We start from the raw sequence: 13,552 nt of genomic DNA on the forward strand, positions 1-13,552 counted from the left end.
GAAACCTTCCGTCTATTTTGTCTGTCTTCTTCTCTATTATCAGAAGAAGAATCTGAGTTTGTCAGCACATAAAATTTGCAAAGCTAATATTCTGGATTACATAAAGTGTTGCCTCCCCAAACTTCTATATATCTTCATAAGTCAACAAAATATGGGGTAAATTCCATATATAAATGAAGTATTGGGGACAGGAGAAAAAATTGGATGTATAAACATAACGGAAAAAGGTGATATATTAGTAACTAACATGGAAAACAGATTGAGAGGGTCGCAATTATAATGAAAATTGAAGAAATTTTAACAGGGATCTTAATTATCTGTAGTGTAATACTCTTTATTCTATTATGTATTTATTTTTATATGATTTATCGAAAGTACTTAAAGGAACGTTCTTTCACTAAAATAAATAATTATATCCAGCAAAATGATCGGGATTGGTATAATTATTTAGTTTTAAACAGGCCACTTCGGAATCATTCCACTACAAAGAATGAGCTGGCGGCAATTGATACGATTTTTGTTTCATATGTTACAACGATGAATAAAGACGAAATCCTGGAGAGAGCTTCAACATATGCTGCGTTAAATATGAAAAATTATTATGTGAAGCAATTGACAAGTCGTGATGAATCTGACCGTCTTCATGCTTTGCAGCGCACATTGGTTCTGGAGCTGAAATTTTTAGTGCCGTTAATCGAACGCCGGTTAAAAGAGAATCGTACCGGGTCAATGGAAGAATATCTGTTAATGTTAAAGGTTGCAGCAAGATATAACAGAAATTTATTTTTGGCGCATATGTATAAGCCTAGATTGACTTTTTATGATAATGAGTACCATCAGTTGCTATCAACTATTGATGATAGTTATTGTGACTACTTTAGAGACCATTTTGAAGAATTGCCAATTCAGCTGAAATTAGCTTTCCTGGAGTATTCGTGCATAAATAGGAATCTGAATCCTTCATACCTTTCATTATTTGAACAGTTACTGACATCCGAATGTGCGGGAATCCGTCTCCGTGCATTAAGAGCAATTTCATCGTATGGCAAAATTTCGGATGTGAAGCATTACGAAATCTTTGTCGATTCAACACATTGGGAAGAGCGTCTAGTAGTGGCCGAAATTTTGCGTTTTGTCACAGAGGACGATTCGTATACTTATCTGAAAAAGTTAATGCTTGACCCTAACAGCAATGTCCGAAAACAGGCTGCTTTATCGCTGATGGATTTACCGGATGGACAGGCGGTACTGCAACAGGTTTCCGGAAGTGAAGAACATATCCCCTCTACACAGGCGTCAGCGGAGGAAAGCCGGTAATTTAACAAGTAGTTAAAAAAATAGGCTTTGTATAGCGATTTGTGCTATTATAAAACACGTTGATATTTTTCTTCATTTAGTGAATGGAGAGCATGCTACCGGTCGACTTAAATGGGGCAATTCGCCGGAGTAAAATAGATAAGTGCTAACCTTGAAAGGATGATATAAATTATGAGTTACGAACGTACGAAAACCGTATCTCTACATACATTAGGGTGTAAAGTAAACCACTATGAAACAGAAGCAATCTGGCAGCTATTTAAAGAGCAAGGATACGAGCGTACTGAGTTCGATCATCAGGCGGACGTTTATGTTATTAATACTTGTACAGTAACGAACACTGGCGATAAAAAATCACGCCAAGTGATTCGCCGTGCTATTCGTCAAAATCCGGATGCGGTTATTTGTGTAACGGGCTGTTATGCACAAACATCACCGGCTGAAATTATGGCAATTCCAGGGGTAGATATCGTTGTTGGTACTCAGGACCGCGAAAAAATGCTTGGATATATCGATCAATACCGTAACGAGCGTCAGCCAATTAATGCGGTACGTAATATTATGAAAAACCGTGTGTATGAGGAATTGGATGTACCGGCATTTACAGACCGTACTCGTGCATCATTAAAAATCCAGGAAGGCTGCAATAACTTCTGTACGTTCTGTATCATTCCTTGGGCGCGCGGCTTAATGCGTTCACGTGATCCGGAAGAAGTTATTCGTCAGGCTCAGCAGCTTGTTGATGCGGGTTATTTGGAAATCGTCCTAACAGGTATCCACACAGGCGGATACGGACAAGACTTCAAAGACTATAATTTAGCGCAGCTGTTACGTGACTTGGAAGCACAGGTTAAAGGCCTAAAACGTTTACGTATTTCTTCAATTGAAGCATCTCAATTAACAGATGAAGTGATTGAAGTACTGCAAAACTCTGAAATTGTAGTAAACCACCTACACATTCCGATTCAATCGGGTTCAGATACAGTTTTAAAACGTATGCGTCGTAAATATACGATGGAGTTTTTCGCTGAGCGTCTGGAAAAACTGAAAATCGCTTTACCGGATTTGGCGGTTACTTCTGACGTAATCGTAGGTTTCCCAGGTGAAACGGAAGAAGAGTTTATGGAAACATTCAACTTTATCCGTGACCACAAATTCTCTGAGCTTCATGTATTCCCGTACTCTCAACGTACAGGTACACCTGCAGCGAGAATGGAAGATCAAATTGATGAAGAAATTAAAAATGAACGTGTTCACCGTTTGATTGCGCTGAATGATCAGCTTGCAAAAGAATATGCTTCCCGTTTTGAAGGAGAAGTGCTGGAAGTTATTCCGGAAGAACGCTTTAAAGATGGCGACAATGAAAACCTGTATGTCGGCTATACTACGAACTACTTGAAAGTAATTTTTGAAGGTACAGAAGAAATGGTCGGTCAACTTGTAAAAGTTAAAATTACTAAAGCAGGTTATCCTTATAACGAAGGACAATTTGTTCGCGTATTGGAAGGCCAGGCAATTTAATAGTATGTTTTATAATGAAAGAGGAATTGCACTGTGCAATCCCTCTTTTCTATTTGTTGGAATACTTTCTTTATTGCTCTTTCTCTGTTACGGCAGTCGCTTTCCAGGGGCACGAGGCCAACACGAAGTTGTTCCGTATCTCGGGCGTCGTACTTGTCCCCTAGGCTTTGAATTACTTCTCCGCTTTGCTTTCCAACGAGATGCGAAGCCGGTAGTTGCACTCACCGCCTTCACTCCGATAACTATTTAACCTTTAATAGTCTATTTTTACTTCTAATAAAATAGGGTAGAGAAATTAGTGTGCGTAAGTTTTTATAATCGGGCGAAACATCATCTATTTTTAGTGCAGCATATAAATTTACAAAAGTTAGTCGTAAACTGCTGGAAGTTTAAGTATATTATGAAGAAGACAAGCCAACACTATTATTCGGAACATAATGTTTATCCCGATTACAAGCAAAGAAGGTGAGCAATTTATATGAAGAAAATATGGATGTGTGCTGCAATTCTATTTATTTTATATGGTTGCACGGAGAAAAAAGAAGAACCAACAGTAGAAAGTGAATCGGCAATGGTGGAAGTCAATATCCCTACGGAAGTAGCCCGAGATTACGGCTCGCTTAATATTGAGTACAAAGCATCGGATATTTATAAAACAATTCAGCCAAATGGTGTCGTTTCTTTGGAAATGAACAAGCAACAGTTAACTGAAATTGCACAACAAACGGAACAATTTCTGGAGCAGTACAAAGAAACGAGTGGGAAAAGTACAGAAGATGGAATTACGCATATCAATGCAAATGAAAACTATTCAAATTGGGAAATTGTATTATCGGATGATTCCCTTTTAGGACAAGAAGCGTTTGATTTAGCACAAGAACATTTAATAAAAAATATTTTAACGTACCAGTTAGTACATCGTCATAACCCAGAGTTAAATATCCAGTATGTCACAGATGCCGGTGAACCCTTAGACAGGAAAATTATTCGTACAAAATTCGCCTATTCAGACGAATAATTTAAGTTGTCTGATAATTTGCGTCAATTAAAATACATGCTAAACTATAGATGTACGGACAACTAATGTTTAGTAAAAGGAGTAATGAAAAATGACTCAAAATTATGCAGTAATGATTGATCATACTTTATTAAAAGCTGAATCTACAAAAGATCAAGTAGAAAAAATCTGTGCAGAAGCGAAGGAATACGGTTTTGCTTCAGTATGTGTAAACCCTACATGGGTGAAGTTCAGTGCAGAGCAATTAGCTGGTACAGAAGTTAAAGTATGTACAGTAATCGGCTTCCCGTTAGGTGCTACAACATCTGCAGTAAAAGCATTTGAAACAAAAGATGCGATTGCAAACGGTGCTGGCGAAATTGATATGGTTATTAATATCGGTGCTCTAAAAGACGGTAATTACGATTTAGTTCGTGATGACATTAAAGCAGTAGTAGACGCTGCAAATGGTACATTAGTAAAAGTAATTATTGAAACTTGTCTATTAACGGATGAAGAAAAAGTAAAAGCTTGCGAACTTTCTGTTGAAGCAGGAGCAGATTTCGTTAAAACTTCTACTGGATTCTCTACAGGCGGAGCAACAGCTGAAGATATCGCATTAATGCGTAAAACAGTTGGTCCGGATCTTGGAGTAAAAGCTTCTGGTGGTGTTCGTAGCTTAGAAGATATGCAACAAATGATTGAAAATGGCGCTACTCGTATTGGTGCTTCTTCTGGTGTTGCTATCATGAATGGTCTAAAATCAGATTCTAATTACTAATTCGATAGTTTTTGTTGACTCTTTTTTAAGGATACGCTATACTACTTTAGTACACATTAACTAAATGTTAGCATGTACTGACGTGTGTTCGGAGGGAGGGAAAGAGAGATGTCAAAAACTGTCGTTCGCAAAAACGAATCGCTTGAAGATGCTCTTCGTCGCTTCAAACGTACTGTATCAAAATCAGGTACAATTCAGGAAGTTAGAAAGCGCGAGTTCTACGAAAAACCTAGCGTTAAACGTAAAAAGAAATCAGAAGCTGCACGTAAACGTAAGTGGTAATTTTCCCTGTAAAAACCCTACGTTCATAACACGCAATTTTCAGATTTAACTGAGCAGACAAATGATATACCCCGCAGTTATTTATATAACTGCGGGGTATTTGTATTTGTTTTTATTCTCAAAATCAACCATAATAGAGTAGAGAAAGAAAGCGTTTTCGAGAAAGTTTTAATAATCTGCAATTAGTACCGTATGATTGGTATATGTTAGCAAATAATAGTGAAGTAAGTTTTTTTAAGTTTTAAAAAAAAATGAAACTTTTCATAATCTCATCCGTAGAATTAACTGTACATAACTTAGCTAAAGGGGTGATAAAATTGAGACGAACGAAAGGGATTAGTTGGATTTTTCTGATGGTCATGTCATTCGTATTAATGTTTCCTTCTTTAACAGCATTTGCAGATGGTAAAGTGTATGAAATATCCATCAATAATGAAATTGAAAAAGGTTTGGTGGAGCATTTAAAGCGTGGATTCGATGAAGCGAAAAGCAACAATGCAGAAGCGATTATTCTAAATATGCACACACCGGGCGGATTTGTAACTGCGGCTTCGGAAATCGGCAGGCTGATGGATGAAATCGATATACCGATTATTGCATTCATCAATTCAGATGCGCTGTCTGCTGGTGCATACATTGCTTTACATGCAGATGAAATTTATATGACACCAAATGCAACAATGGGTGCTGCAGCGGTCATCGATTCTTCGGGTAACACAGCAGGAGAAAAGGCGGAAAGCGATTGGCTTGCTAAAATGACATCTGCTGCCGAAAACTCCGGAAGGGATTCTAAATATGCGCGGGCAATGGTCAGAAACGATTATGATCTGCCTGAACTAAGAGCCCCGAAAGGAAAACTCCTGACGCTAACTGCGAAAGATGCGGAAAAAGTTAAGTACTCGGAAGGCACTGTTGCTTCGATAACGGAACTGCTTGAAAAAACCAACCTTGATGGCAGCCAAATAGTAAAAATCGAGCAAACATTTGCTGAAAAGCTGGCACGCTTTATTACCAATCCGATTATCGTTCCTATTTTACTGTCGATTGCAAGTATCGGATTAGTTGTTGAACTGTATTCACCAGGATTTGGTGTTGCAGGGTCAATGGGGCTTGCTTCGTTAGGTATGTTCTTCTTTGGGCATACGATTGCAGGTTTTGCCGGATATGAAACAGTCATCATTTTTGTAATCGGACTTATTTTACTCATTGCCGAGCTATTTGTACCAGGTGGTATTGTTGGTATTATCGGTGGCGCATTAATGATTGGAAGTTTGCTTTTTGCAGGGGAAAGCTTTGTTCATATGGCTTATTCGATTTTAATCGCAATGATAATTGCAGGTATAGGAATGGTGATACTTATGAAATTCTTCGGGAAAAAGTTGCATATGTTCAACCGTCTCGTGCTGAGAGATGCAACGACGACGGAAGAAGGTTATGTTTCAAACAAAAACCGAATTGAATTAATAGGCAAGACAGGGCAGGCTATTACGCCGTTGCGACCATCAGGGACCGTTGTTGTTGATCAGGAACGTCTGGATGTTGTAACACAAGGCAGCTATATTGATGCTGGTAAAACAGTTGAAGTAGTGAAAGTAGAAGGCTCTCGTATTGTCGTAAGAGAATTTATTGGAAGAGGTGGAGAATAAGTATGAATATGTTGGCAGATGCAGGAACAATTTCATTAATCGTCGGATTAGTCATTGCATTTATTGTCCTGGCAGTATTTTTCACATTTGTTCCGGTTGCACTATGGATTAGTGCACTAGCAGCAGGTGTAAGAGTAAGTATTTTCACATTAGTCGGAATGCGTTTACGTCGAGTAATTCCTTCACGTATCGTGAATCCGTTAATTAAGGCTCATAAAGCCGGTTTAGAAGTATCAATTAACCAATTGGAATCACACTATTTAGCAGGTGGTAACGTAGACCGTGTTGTCAATGCATTAATCGCGGCACACCGAGCGAATATTGAGTTAACATTTGAACGTGCAGCAGCAATCGATTTAGCTGGCCGTGACGTATTAGAAGCGGTACAAATGTCGGTTAATCCGAAAGTTATTGAAACACCATTTATTGCCGGTGTTGCGATGAACGGGATTGAAGTAAAAGCAAAAGCACGTATTACAGTACGTGCAAACCTGGACCGCTTAGTCGGTGGTGCTGGTGAAGAAACAATTGTTGCCCGTGTTGGTGAAGGTATCGTATCGACACTAGGTTCTAGTGAATCACATTCGAAAGTACTTGAAAATCCGGATTTAATTTCTCAAACGGTTTTATCTAAAGGTTTGGACTCTGGTACAGCATTCGAAATTCTATCGATCGATATCGCGGACGTTGATATCGGTAAAAACATTGGTGCCGAGCTTCAAATCGAGCAGGCACAGGCAGATAAAAACATCGCTCAGGCTAAAGCCGAAGAGCGCCGTGCAATGGCCGTAGCAAGCGAGCAAGAGATGATTGCAAAAGTTCAGGAAATGAAAGCGAAAGTAGTAGAAGCAGAGGCAGAAGTTCCAATGGCTCTTGCAGAAGCGCTACGTTCTGGCAACTTCGGTATTATGGATTACATGAACTACAAAAATATTCAGGCGGATACATCAATGCGTGATTCGATCTCAAAAGTTTCGAATGACGACAACAACAAAGATCCGAAAAACAAATAATCGAGGAAAGGAGTGAGCACTAAATGGAAGGAATAATCATTATGGTGATTGTCTTTATTGTCAGTTCTTTATTGGGTAAAGGTAAGGAACAACAGCAAAAAAAAGAATCAAAACAGATGCCGCCATTTAGCAGTCAACCTGCTCCTCGAAAACAGGAAGTTGAGCGCAGAACAGAGCAAAGACGTCCGAAATCATTGGAGGACTTTGCGAATGAAGTATTCGGCCAGCTGAATGAAAAAGCAAAACCAGTAAGCCAAAAAATAGAACGAGAGCTTCCTAAACAAGCAGAAAAACCTGTTGAAGCTGCTCGCTCTATAGTGGAACCGGTAACTGACAAAATCAATAATGCTCGTTCATTAAAGGAGCGTCCAATTGTTGCAATGGCCAAAAAAGAAGCAGAAGCCTTCCAGGTCGTTCCATCGAACAAACGCGATTTAATGCAGGCCATTATTATGACAGAAGTTCTGGGCCCGCCTAAAGCAAGAAGAAAATAATACGAGACTACCTATTTCAACGTAACGTGGGAATAGGTAGTTTTTTTACATAAGATATAATGTAGTGGTGAAATATAAGGGAAATCAACGGACTTTATGAAACAAGCAACTAAATTTTTGCGGAAACGGGTATATCTATTATGAGAGGGGGAAACAGACATGAAAAAAAGATGGATGTTATTGTTTATACTTATTTTAGTACTGGCTGCATGCGGTAAGGAAGCGGAAGAAACACTTTCGGAGACGGAAGAAACCGCTACTGTTTACGAGAGCGAGGAGTCATTGACACATGATATGGAAGGTGTCACTTTAAAGCTTGACTATAAAATTCAAAAGGTATCCGCAGAGCCGGGAGAATTAAAGCTTGAAATTAACGGCAATATTGAAAATGAGTACAGCCAAATCGTTTATTATACACCGGATTTTACAATTCAAACACCAGAGCAGGAAGATATAGAGCAGCTGTCGTCTTCTGTTGAGAACGGACAGATTATGGTGAATCCTCAAATGGAAACGACTTTTAATGTAACTTATTTGATCCCTCAGAATGTATACGATGAAAATAAATCGCTGAATCTGCAAGTTCCAGCTGCATTTAAGGAGCCGGAAAGTGAAAGTTCCGGCGATGCGTTAGGTGACTTTGCGAACTGGGAAATTCCGATAAAGTGAAACTTCAATCAATTGGGGGCTTTTACGGGTAGTAGTTGATCACCTATGCTTTAAGCATAGTTGGTAGTCTTGCCTCTAGAGCAGCACAATCGAGGAACATAAATTACTACCCGTTAAAGCGGGATTAAATAATCTATACATGCCTTCTTTTTTCTAAGCATATAGTGACGTAAAAAGGAGGCTTTTATTGAAAAAATTATTTCCTAAAAACAATAAATTGCAAATCACCTCTTTTATGGATATCCGCTATGATGGTTCCTATACGATAGGTGATGTAACCCCGACCGAATATAATTGTACGACAAAAGATTTTACGATGTATGTTCATGCAGGGGAAGTGGAAGTCCAGCATTTATTCGAAGAAGGTTTTTTAATTCAATGTAAAAATCTGCAGAAGCTTACGATTGAGCGGAATGCAAAATGAGTAAATCCTATAAAAAGCTAATAACGATTAAACTAAAGCAATCTAGAGAAGCAAGCACTTTTATTATGCTGATGAAAGAGCATAAAATTGGAATTTACCATTTAACTTTTAAACAGAGCGAAATAACTTTCCAAGTAGCGCATAGTAATTTGTCTTTACTGCGCAAACTAAGAAAAAAAGCGAAAGTAAAAATTACAATCCGTTACAGCGAGCCGGAGAGAGTTCTGCAGAAAGATATGGTTACGGCGATTGGTATCATCATGTTAATCATCCTGCCGATCATACTATCGCGGTTTGTATGGCAAGTCGAAGTTGATGCCGCCACAATTGAACTGGAAGATGAAGTGGCACTCTATTTGCAAAAGGAAATGGGTGTGAAGTTTCCTGTACCGAAAAAAACATTTTTATCCGATAATGAAATCCGACAGACGATGATGAAGGAGTTTCGGGAGTTTTCATGGGTACATATTATGAAAAATGGAAGTAAAATTACGATTAATCCGCAATTGGCGCCAAAGATTGAGCCGGTTCCAAAAGTGAACAAGAACCAGCATTTAGTTGCGACCAACAGCGGTGTCGTCACTCATTTCCAAATTGAACGCGGTGTTCGTCAAGTTGAGCAAAATATGACGGTATACAAGGGAGATATTCTCGTTTCGGGTGTGCTGCAGCATGGGGAAAAAGAAATTGTTATCGGTGCTGAAGGCGAAGTGTTTGTTGATTACTGGCTTGAAACATCTTTTTCCGTTCCTAAAACAATCGAAATGGAAGTATTGGATGACCATGGCTGGGAATATGACGTGAACTGGGAGAAGATCGGGACAGCGATAGAACAGATGTCTATTGAACCGTTGAAGTCTGTTGTGACGTATAAGCCTTATCGAATGTTTCATAAAAAAAAGGAAAAGATAAGTGAGAAGGATGTAAAAACAATTATCTTGCCATTATTGCATGAAAAGATGATTTCTTCATTACCGCTTGAAACCGCCATTAAAGCAGAAAAACTTTTGCACGTCTACAGTGATGATGATACAGTTAAAGGGAAAGTCTTGTATTTAATTAATGAAAATATCGCACAACCACATCCAATTCACCAAGGAGAATGAGTATGTCAGAAAAATATGTTGAGCTCCAAATCGACAATCCGAATGAAGCTGTAATGCTTTTGGGAATGTCAGATGCAAATATAACATTGATTGAAGAAACTTATAGCGTACAGATAATTACGCGTGGGGAAGTCATACAAATTGCAGGCGATGATTTAGAAAAGAAAAATCAAGCATATGCAGTTTTAGAAGCGTTATTGAAAGTTATTCGGAAAAATATTAATATCGATCAGCGTGATGTATCAACAGCAATTGAAATGGCCGGTAAAGGCACGATTGAATATTATGCGGAGTTATATGATGAGGAAATAGCGCGTAATACAAAAGGCAAGCCGATACGAGCAAAAACAATCGGACAGCGCGAATACATCCGGGCAATCCGTCATAAAGACCTGATTTTCGGAATTGGACCAGCCGGAACCGGTAAAACGTATTTAGCGGTTGTGATGGCTACGCAGGCATTAAAAAATGGTCATGTAAAGCGTATTATTTTAACACGTCCTGCCGTTGAAGCGGGAGAGTCTTTAGGGTTTTTACCGGGTGATTTGAAAGAAAAAGTCGATCCGTATTTACGTCCGCTGTATGATGCCTTACATGATATTTATGGACAGGAACAGACACAGCGTCTAATTGAGCGCGGGACGATTGAAATCGCGCCGTTAGCGTATATGCGTGGCCGTACATTGGATGATGCGTTCGTCATTTTAGACGAAGCCCAAAACACAACGCATCAGCAAATGAAAATGTTCCTAACACGTTTAGGTTTTGGCTCGAAAATGGTCATTACGGGAGATAAAACACAAATTGATTTACCTAAAAACACGGAATCAGGTCTGATTATTGCAGAGCGTACATTACGCTATGTAAAAGACATCCATTTCCAAATACTCGAGCAAGGTGACGTAGTCCGTCACCCGTTAGTAGCGAGAGTAATACAGGCTTACACGGAGCAGGAATTATAAAAAAGGAACTTTCAACTTTTATTGTAAGGTTGAAAGTTTTTTTATTGGGAAAAATGGCATGAAACTTATTGGAAAAATTTACGTATATAAACTAAAAGGAGGAATTGATGTCATCGTTAATTGGTAGAAAGACATTTATTTGAAAAACATACGTACTTTTCGTAACACCAAACATATAAATTTGATAAAATGTACATAGAAACAAGGGGAGGTGCATGATCATAGAAAGATTTAACAAGCTCATCCAACTAATCAGCTTTCGCGCGCTGTTAATCATCGTACTTGCGGCTACTGCCCTATTGCAGTTTTTCCTGATGATTGATAATGTTCGTGGCGTTACATATGATATTCAGCTAACTGAATTATCACCGGAAACCATTCGTTCATCTAAAACAGTGGAAGATACAGTAAAGACAGAAATAGAAAGGGAAAATGCGGAGAAAGCCGTAGACCCTGTATACATATATAAAGATGAGGTACCAAGTCAGCGTGCAACTTTTGTGACAACCATTTTTGACATTGCATTGGATGTGAAGAATGAGATTGCAAAGGCAGAGGAAGAAATACCTCAAGGTGAACAAATAAAAATGCTGCGTACAGCGTTAAAAGATATTTTTGATAACCAGCAAAATCTGATTTTATCAGATGCACAATTGCTGAACGTATTAAGTGCATCAGAAGCAAATCTTGAATCTACACGTGATGCATTAGCGACATTGGTTGAAGTGAACTTAAATTATCCGCTTCGAAAGGACAGCTTGCTGCCATACCGAAATGAACTGGAAAGTAAGATCCGTCAGCAGCCTTCAATTTCAGAAGGGTTAATGAGTTTGGCGATCGTCATTGGTCGTGCAGCGATCGTTGAAACTGAAGTACTCGATGATGAAAAAACGGCGATTGCCAAACAGCAGGCGAAGGAAGCGGTTGAGCCGACACGTATTTTGCAAGGACAGATTATTGTCCAGGAAGGCGAAGTCATTACACGCGAAATTTACCGCCAGCTAGAATTGTTAGGGATGCTGGACAGTGAGGAATCGATTAAACCGATTGCCGGGCTGATCATTTTGATTTTACTGCAAATGTCTTTCCTGTTCGTCCTGTTTGATCGGTCGGAAAAAGACATTGCTTCAAAACGCAGTGAACTGCTCGTTACAATCATTGTGTATGCGATTGCGATAGTTATGATGAAACTGATCGCGTTGATTTCAACGAATTTCGATCTGATGATTGCCTTCATTTTCCCGTCAGCGTTAGTGACAATGCTTGTCCGTGTGCTGGCCAATGACCGCACCGCAAGTATTTTGACGATCATTACTGCTGCATCTGCAGGGATCATCTTTCATGAAGGATTATCCGGTATTTTACAGATGGATACAGCGCTTTACATTTTATTTGGCGGGTTCGCATCAATTATTTTCATGCGCAGCCTGGAAAAACGGACAGACATTTTGCAGGCGGTTGGTATCGTAACGCTTGTTAACATTGTATTTATCGCATTTTATATTCTAATGGGACAGTCAGGCTACGGAATGAAGGAAGTTGCATTTTATGTTGCTGCAGCAATTATTTCGGGATTATTATCCGGTGCTTTAATGATGGGGCTGCTGCCGTATTTTGAATCGGCTTTCGGACTTTTATCGGTCGTACGTCTGATTGAATTATCGAATCCGAATCACCCGCTATTAAAGAAAATTCTGACGGAAACACCCGGTACGTATCACCACAGTATAATGGTTGCGAATCTGGCTGAAGCGGCATGTGAAGCAATCGGGGCTGATGGCTTGCTGGCAAGAGTCGGTTGCTATTATCATGATGTAGGGAAAACGCGAAGACCTCTGTTTTTCATTGAAAACCAAATGGGGACAAATCCTCATGATACGATGGCGCCAGAAAGTAGTGCGGAAATTATTATTGCGCATACTACGGATGGGGCAGAGCTCTTGCGCAAGCATAAGATGCCTCAGGAAATCATAGATATTTGCCTGCAGCATCATGGGACAAGCACATTGAAATTCTTTTTGTTTAAGGCTAGGGAAGAAGGGAAAGAATTGGACGAAAGTGTATTCCGTTATCCGGGTCCAAAGCCACAGACGAAAGAGGCCGCGATTATCAGTATTGCGGACAGTGTGGAAGCAGCAGTCCGTTCGATGCAGCAGCCAAATGCAGAGAAAATACAGAAGCTTGTGCAATCGATCATTCAGGATCGTGTACAGGATGACCAGTTTGATGAATGTGATATTTCGCTAAAAGAACTGAAAAAGATAGAAGACGTATTATGTGAAACATTGAATGGAACGTTCCACTCGCGTATTGAATATCCAAAGGAATAGTAGGAGGGAA

General features: G+C 39.3%; 13 protein-coding genes. All 13 read left to right on the forward strand.

Annotated elements, in window-relative coordinates; translation table 11 throughout:
- The first annotated feature begins 279 nt into the window (after positions 1 to 279).
- The 13 genes from ABS917_RS01535 to ABS917_RS01595 all read left to right on the forward strand — a co-directional run bounded on the left by ABS917_RS01535 (position 280) and on the right by ABS917_RS01595 (position 13,542).
- On the forward strand, positions 280 to 1,317 hold the full coding sequence (locus ABS917_RS01535; protein ID WP_350477353.1) for a HEAT repeat domain-containing protein: 1,038 nt from the start codon (positions 280 to 282) through the stop codon (positions 1,315 to 1,317).
- A 171-nt stretch (positions 1,318 to 1,488) separates the two neighbouring features.
- Entirely contained in the window at positions 1,489 to 2,838 is a 1,350-nt protein-coding gene (gene mtaB, locus ABS917_RS01540) for a tRNA (N(6)-L-threonylcarbamoyladenosine(37)-C(2))-methylthiotransferase MtaB (RefSeq protein ID WP_350477354.1), read from the forward strand.
- A gap of 478 nt (positions 2,839 to 3,316) precedes the next feature.
- The gene (locus ABS917_RS01545) at positions 3,317 to 3,856 is read left to right on the forward strand and encodes an adenylate cyclase (protein ID WP_350477355.1); all 540 of its coding nucleotides are present in this window, start codon (positions 3,317 to 3,319) and stop codon (positions 3,854 to 3,856) included.
- Between the two features lie 91 nt (positions 3,857 to 3,947).
- Positions 3,948 to 4,616: a deoxyribose-phosphate aldolase gene (deoC, locus tag ABS917_RS01550; RefSeq protein WP_350477356.1), complete on the forward strand. Its 669-nt coding sequence runs from the start codon at positions 3,948 to 3,950 to the stop codon at positions 4,614 to 4,616.
- Positions 4,617 to 4,724: 108 nt separating this feature from the next.
- Positions 4,725 to 4,898, forward strand: coding sequence for a 30S ribosomal protein S21 (rpsU, locus tag ABS917_RS01555; RefSeq protein ID WP_004227078.1), 174 nt, complete (start codon positions 4,725 to 4,727; stop codon positions 4,896 to 4,898).
- A 317-nt stretch (positions 4,899 to 5,215) separates the two neighbouring features.
- On the forward strand, positions 5,216 to 6,544 hold the full coding sequence (locus tag ABS917_RS01560) for an NfeD family protein (protein WP_350477357.1): 1,329 nt from the start codon (positions 5,216 to 5,218) through the stop codon (positions 6,542 to 6,544).
- A gap of 2 nt (positions 6,545 to 6,546) precedes the next feature.
- Positions 6,547 to 7,557: a flotillin-like protein FloA gene (floA, locus tag ABS917_RS01565; protein ID WP_350477358.1), complete on the forward strand. Its 1,011-nt coding sequence runs from the start codon at positions 6,547 to 6,549 to the stop codon at positions 7,555 to 7,557.
- Positions 7,558 to 7,580: 23 nt separating this feature from the next.
- Positions 7,581 to 8,051 carry a hypothetical protein gene (locus ABS917_RS01570; protein WP_350477359.1) on the forward strand — a complete coding sequence of 157 codons (471 nt, stop codon included), beginning with the start codon at positions 7,581 to 7,583 and terminating at the stop codon, positions 8,049 to 8,051.
- Between the two features lie 159 nt (positions 8,052 to 8,210).
- Positions 8,211 to 8,720 carry a hypothetical protein gene (locus ABS917_RS01575; RefSeq protein ID WP_350477360.1) on the forward strand — a complete coding sequence of 170 codons (510 nt, stop codon included), beginning with the start codon at positions 8,211 to 8,213 and terminating at the stop codon, positions 8,718 to 8,720.
- 187 nt (positions 8,721 to 8,907) lie between these two features.
- Complete coding sequence (locus ABS917_RS01580; protein WP_350477361.1) at positions 8,908 to 9,144, forward strand: RNA methyltransferase; 237 nt, start codon at positions 8,908 to 8,910, stop codon at positions 9,142 to 9,144.
- The gene (locus ABS917_RS01585) at positions 9,141 to 10,250 is read left to right on the forward strand and encodes a sporulation protein YqfD (RefSeq protein WP_350477362.1); all 1,110 of its coding nucleotides are present in this window, start codon (positions 9,141 to 9,143) and stop codon (positions 10,248 to 10,250) included. The genes ABS917_RS01580 and ABS917_RS01585 overlap by 4 nt, the downstream gene beginning before the upstream one ends.
- Before the next feature lie 2 nt (positions 10,251 to 10,252).
- Entirely contained in the window at positions 10,253 to 11,212 is a 960-nt protein-coding gene (locus ABS917_RS01590) for a PhoH family protein (protein ID WP_350477363.1), read from the forward strand.
- 215 nt (positions 11,213 to 11,427) lie between these two features.
- Positions 11,428 to 13,542, forward strand: a complete 2,115-nt coding sequence (locus tag ABS917_RS01595; RefSeq protein WP_350477364.1) for an HD family phosphohydrolase — start codon at positions 11,428 to 11,430, stop codon at positions 13,540 to 13,542.
- Positions 13,543 to 13,552: the final 10 nt, after the last annotated feature.

Origin of the sequence: Solibacillus sp., assembly GCF_040273735.1 — a bacterium.
Taxonomy (GTDB): Bacteria; Bacillota; Bacilli; order Bacillales_A; family Planococcaceae; genus Solibacillus.

Coding starts and splice junctions, on each gene's coding strand:
- ABS917_RS01535 (WP_350477353.1), top strand. CDS start 280: ATGAAAATTGAAGAAATTTTAACAGGGATCTTAATTATCTGTAGTGTA.
- mtaB (WP_350477354.1), top strand. CDS start 1,489: ATGAGTTACGAACGTACGAAAACCGTATCTCTACATACATTAGGGTGT.
- ABS917_RS01545 (WP_350477355.1), top strand. CDS start 3,317: ATGAAGAAAATATGGATGTGTGCTGCAATTCTATTTATTTTATATGGT.
- deoC (WP_350477356.1), top strand. CDS start 3,948: ATGACTCAAAATTATGCAGTAATGATTGATCATACTTTATTAAAAGCT.
- rpsU (WP_004227078.1), top strand. CDS start 4,725: ATGTCAAAAACTGTCGTTCGCAAAAACGAATCGCTTGAAGATGCTCTT.
- floA (WP_350477358.1), top strand. CDS start 6,547: ATGAATATGTTGGCAGATGCAGGAACAATTTCATTAATCGTCGGATTA.
- ABS917_RS01570 (WP_350477359.1), top strand. CDS start 7,581: ATGGAAGGAATAATCATTATGGTGATTGTCTTTATTGTCAGTTCTTTA.
- ABS917_RS01575 (WP_350477360.1), top strand. CDS start 8,211: ATGAAAAAAAGATGGATGTTATTGTTTATACTTATTTTAGTACTGGCT.
- ABS917_RS01585 (WP_350477362.1), top strand. CDS start 9,141: ATGAGTAAATCCTATAAAAAGCTAATAACGATTAAACTAAAGCAATCT.
- ABS917_RS01590 (WP_350477363.1), top strand. CDS start 10,253: ATGTCAGAAAAATATGTTGAGCTCCAAATCGACAATCCGAATGAAGCT.
- ABS917_RS01595 (WP_350477364.1), top strand. CDS start 11,428: ATGATCATAGAAAGATTTAACAAGCTCATCCAACTAATCAGCTTTCGC.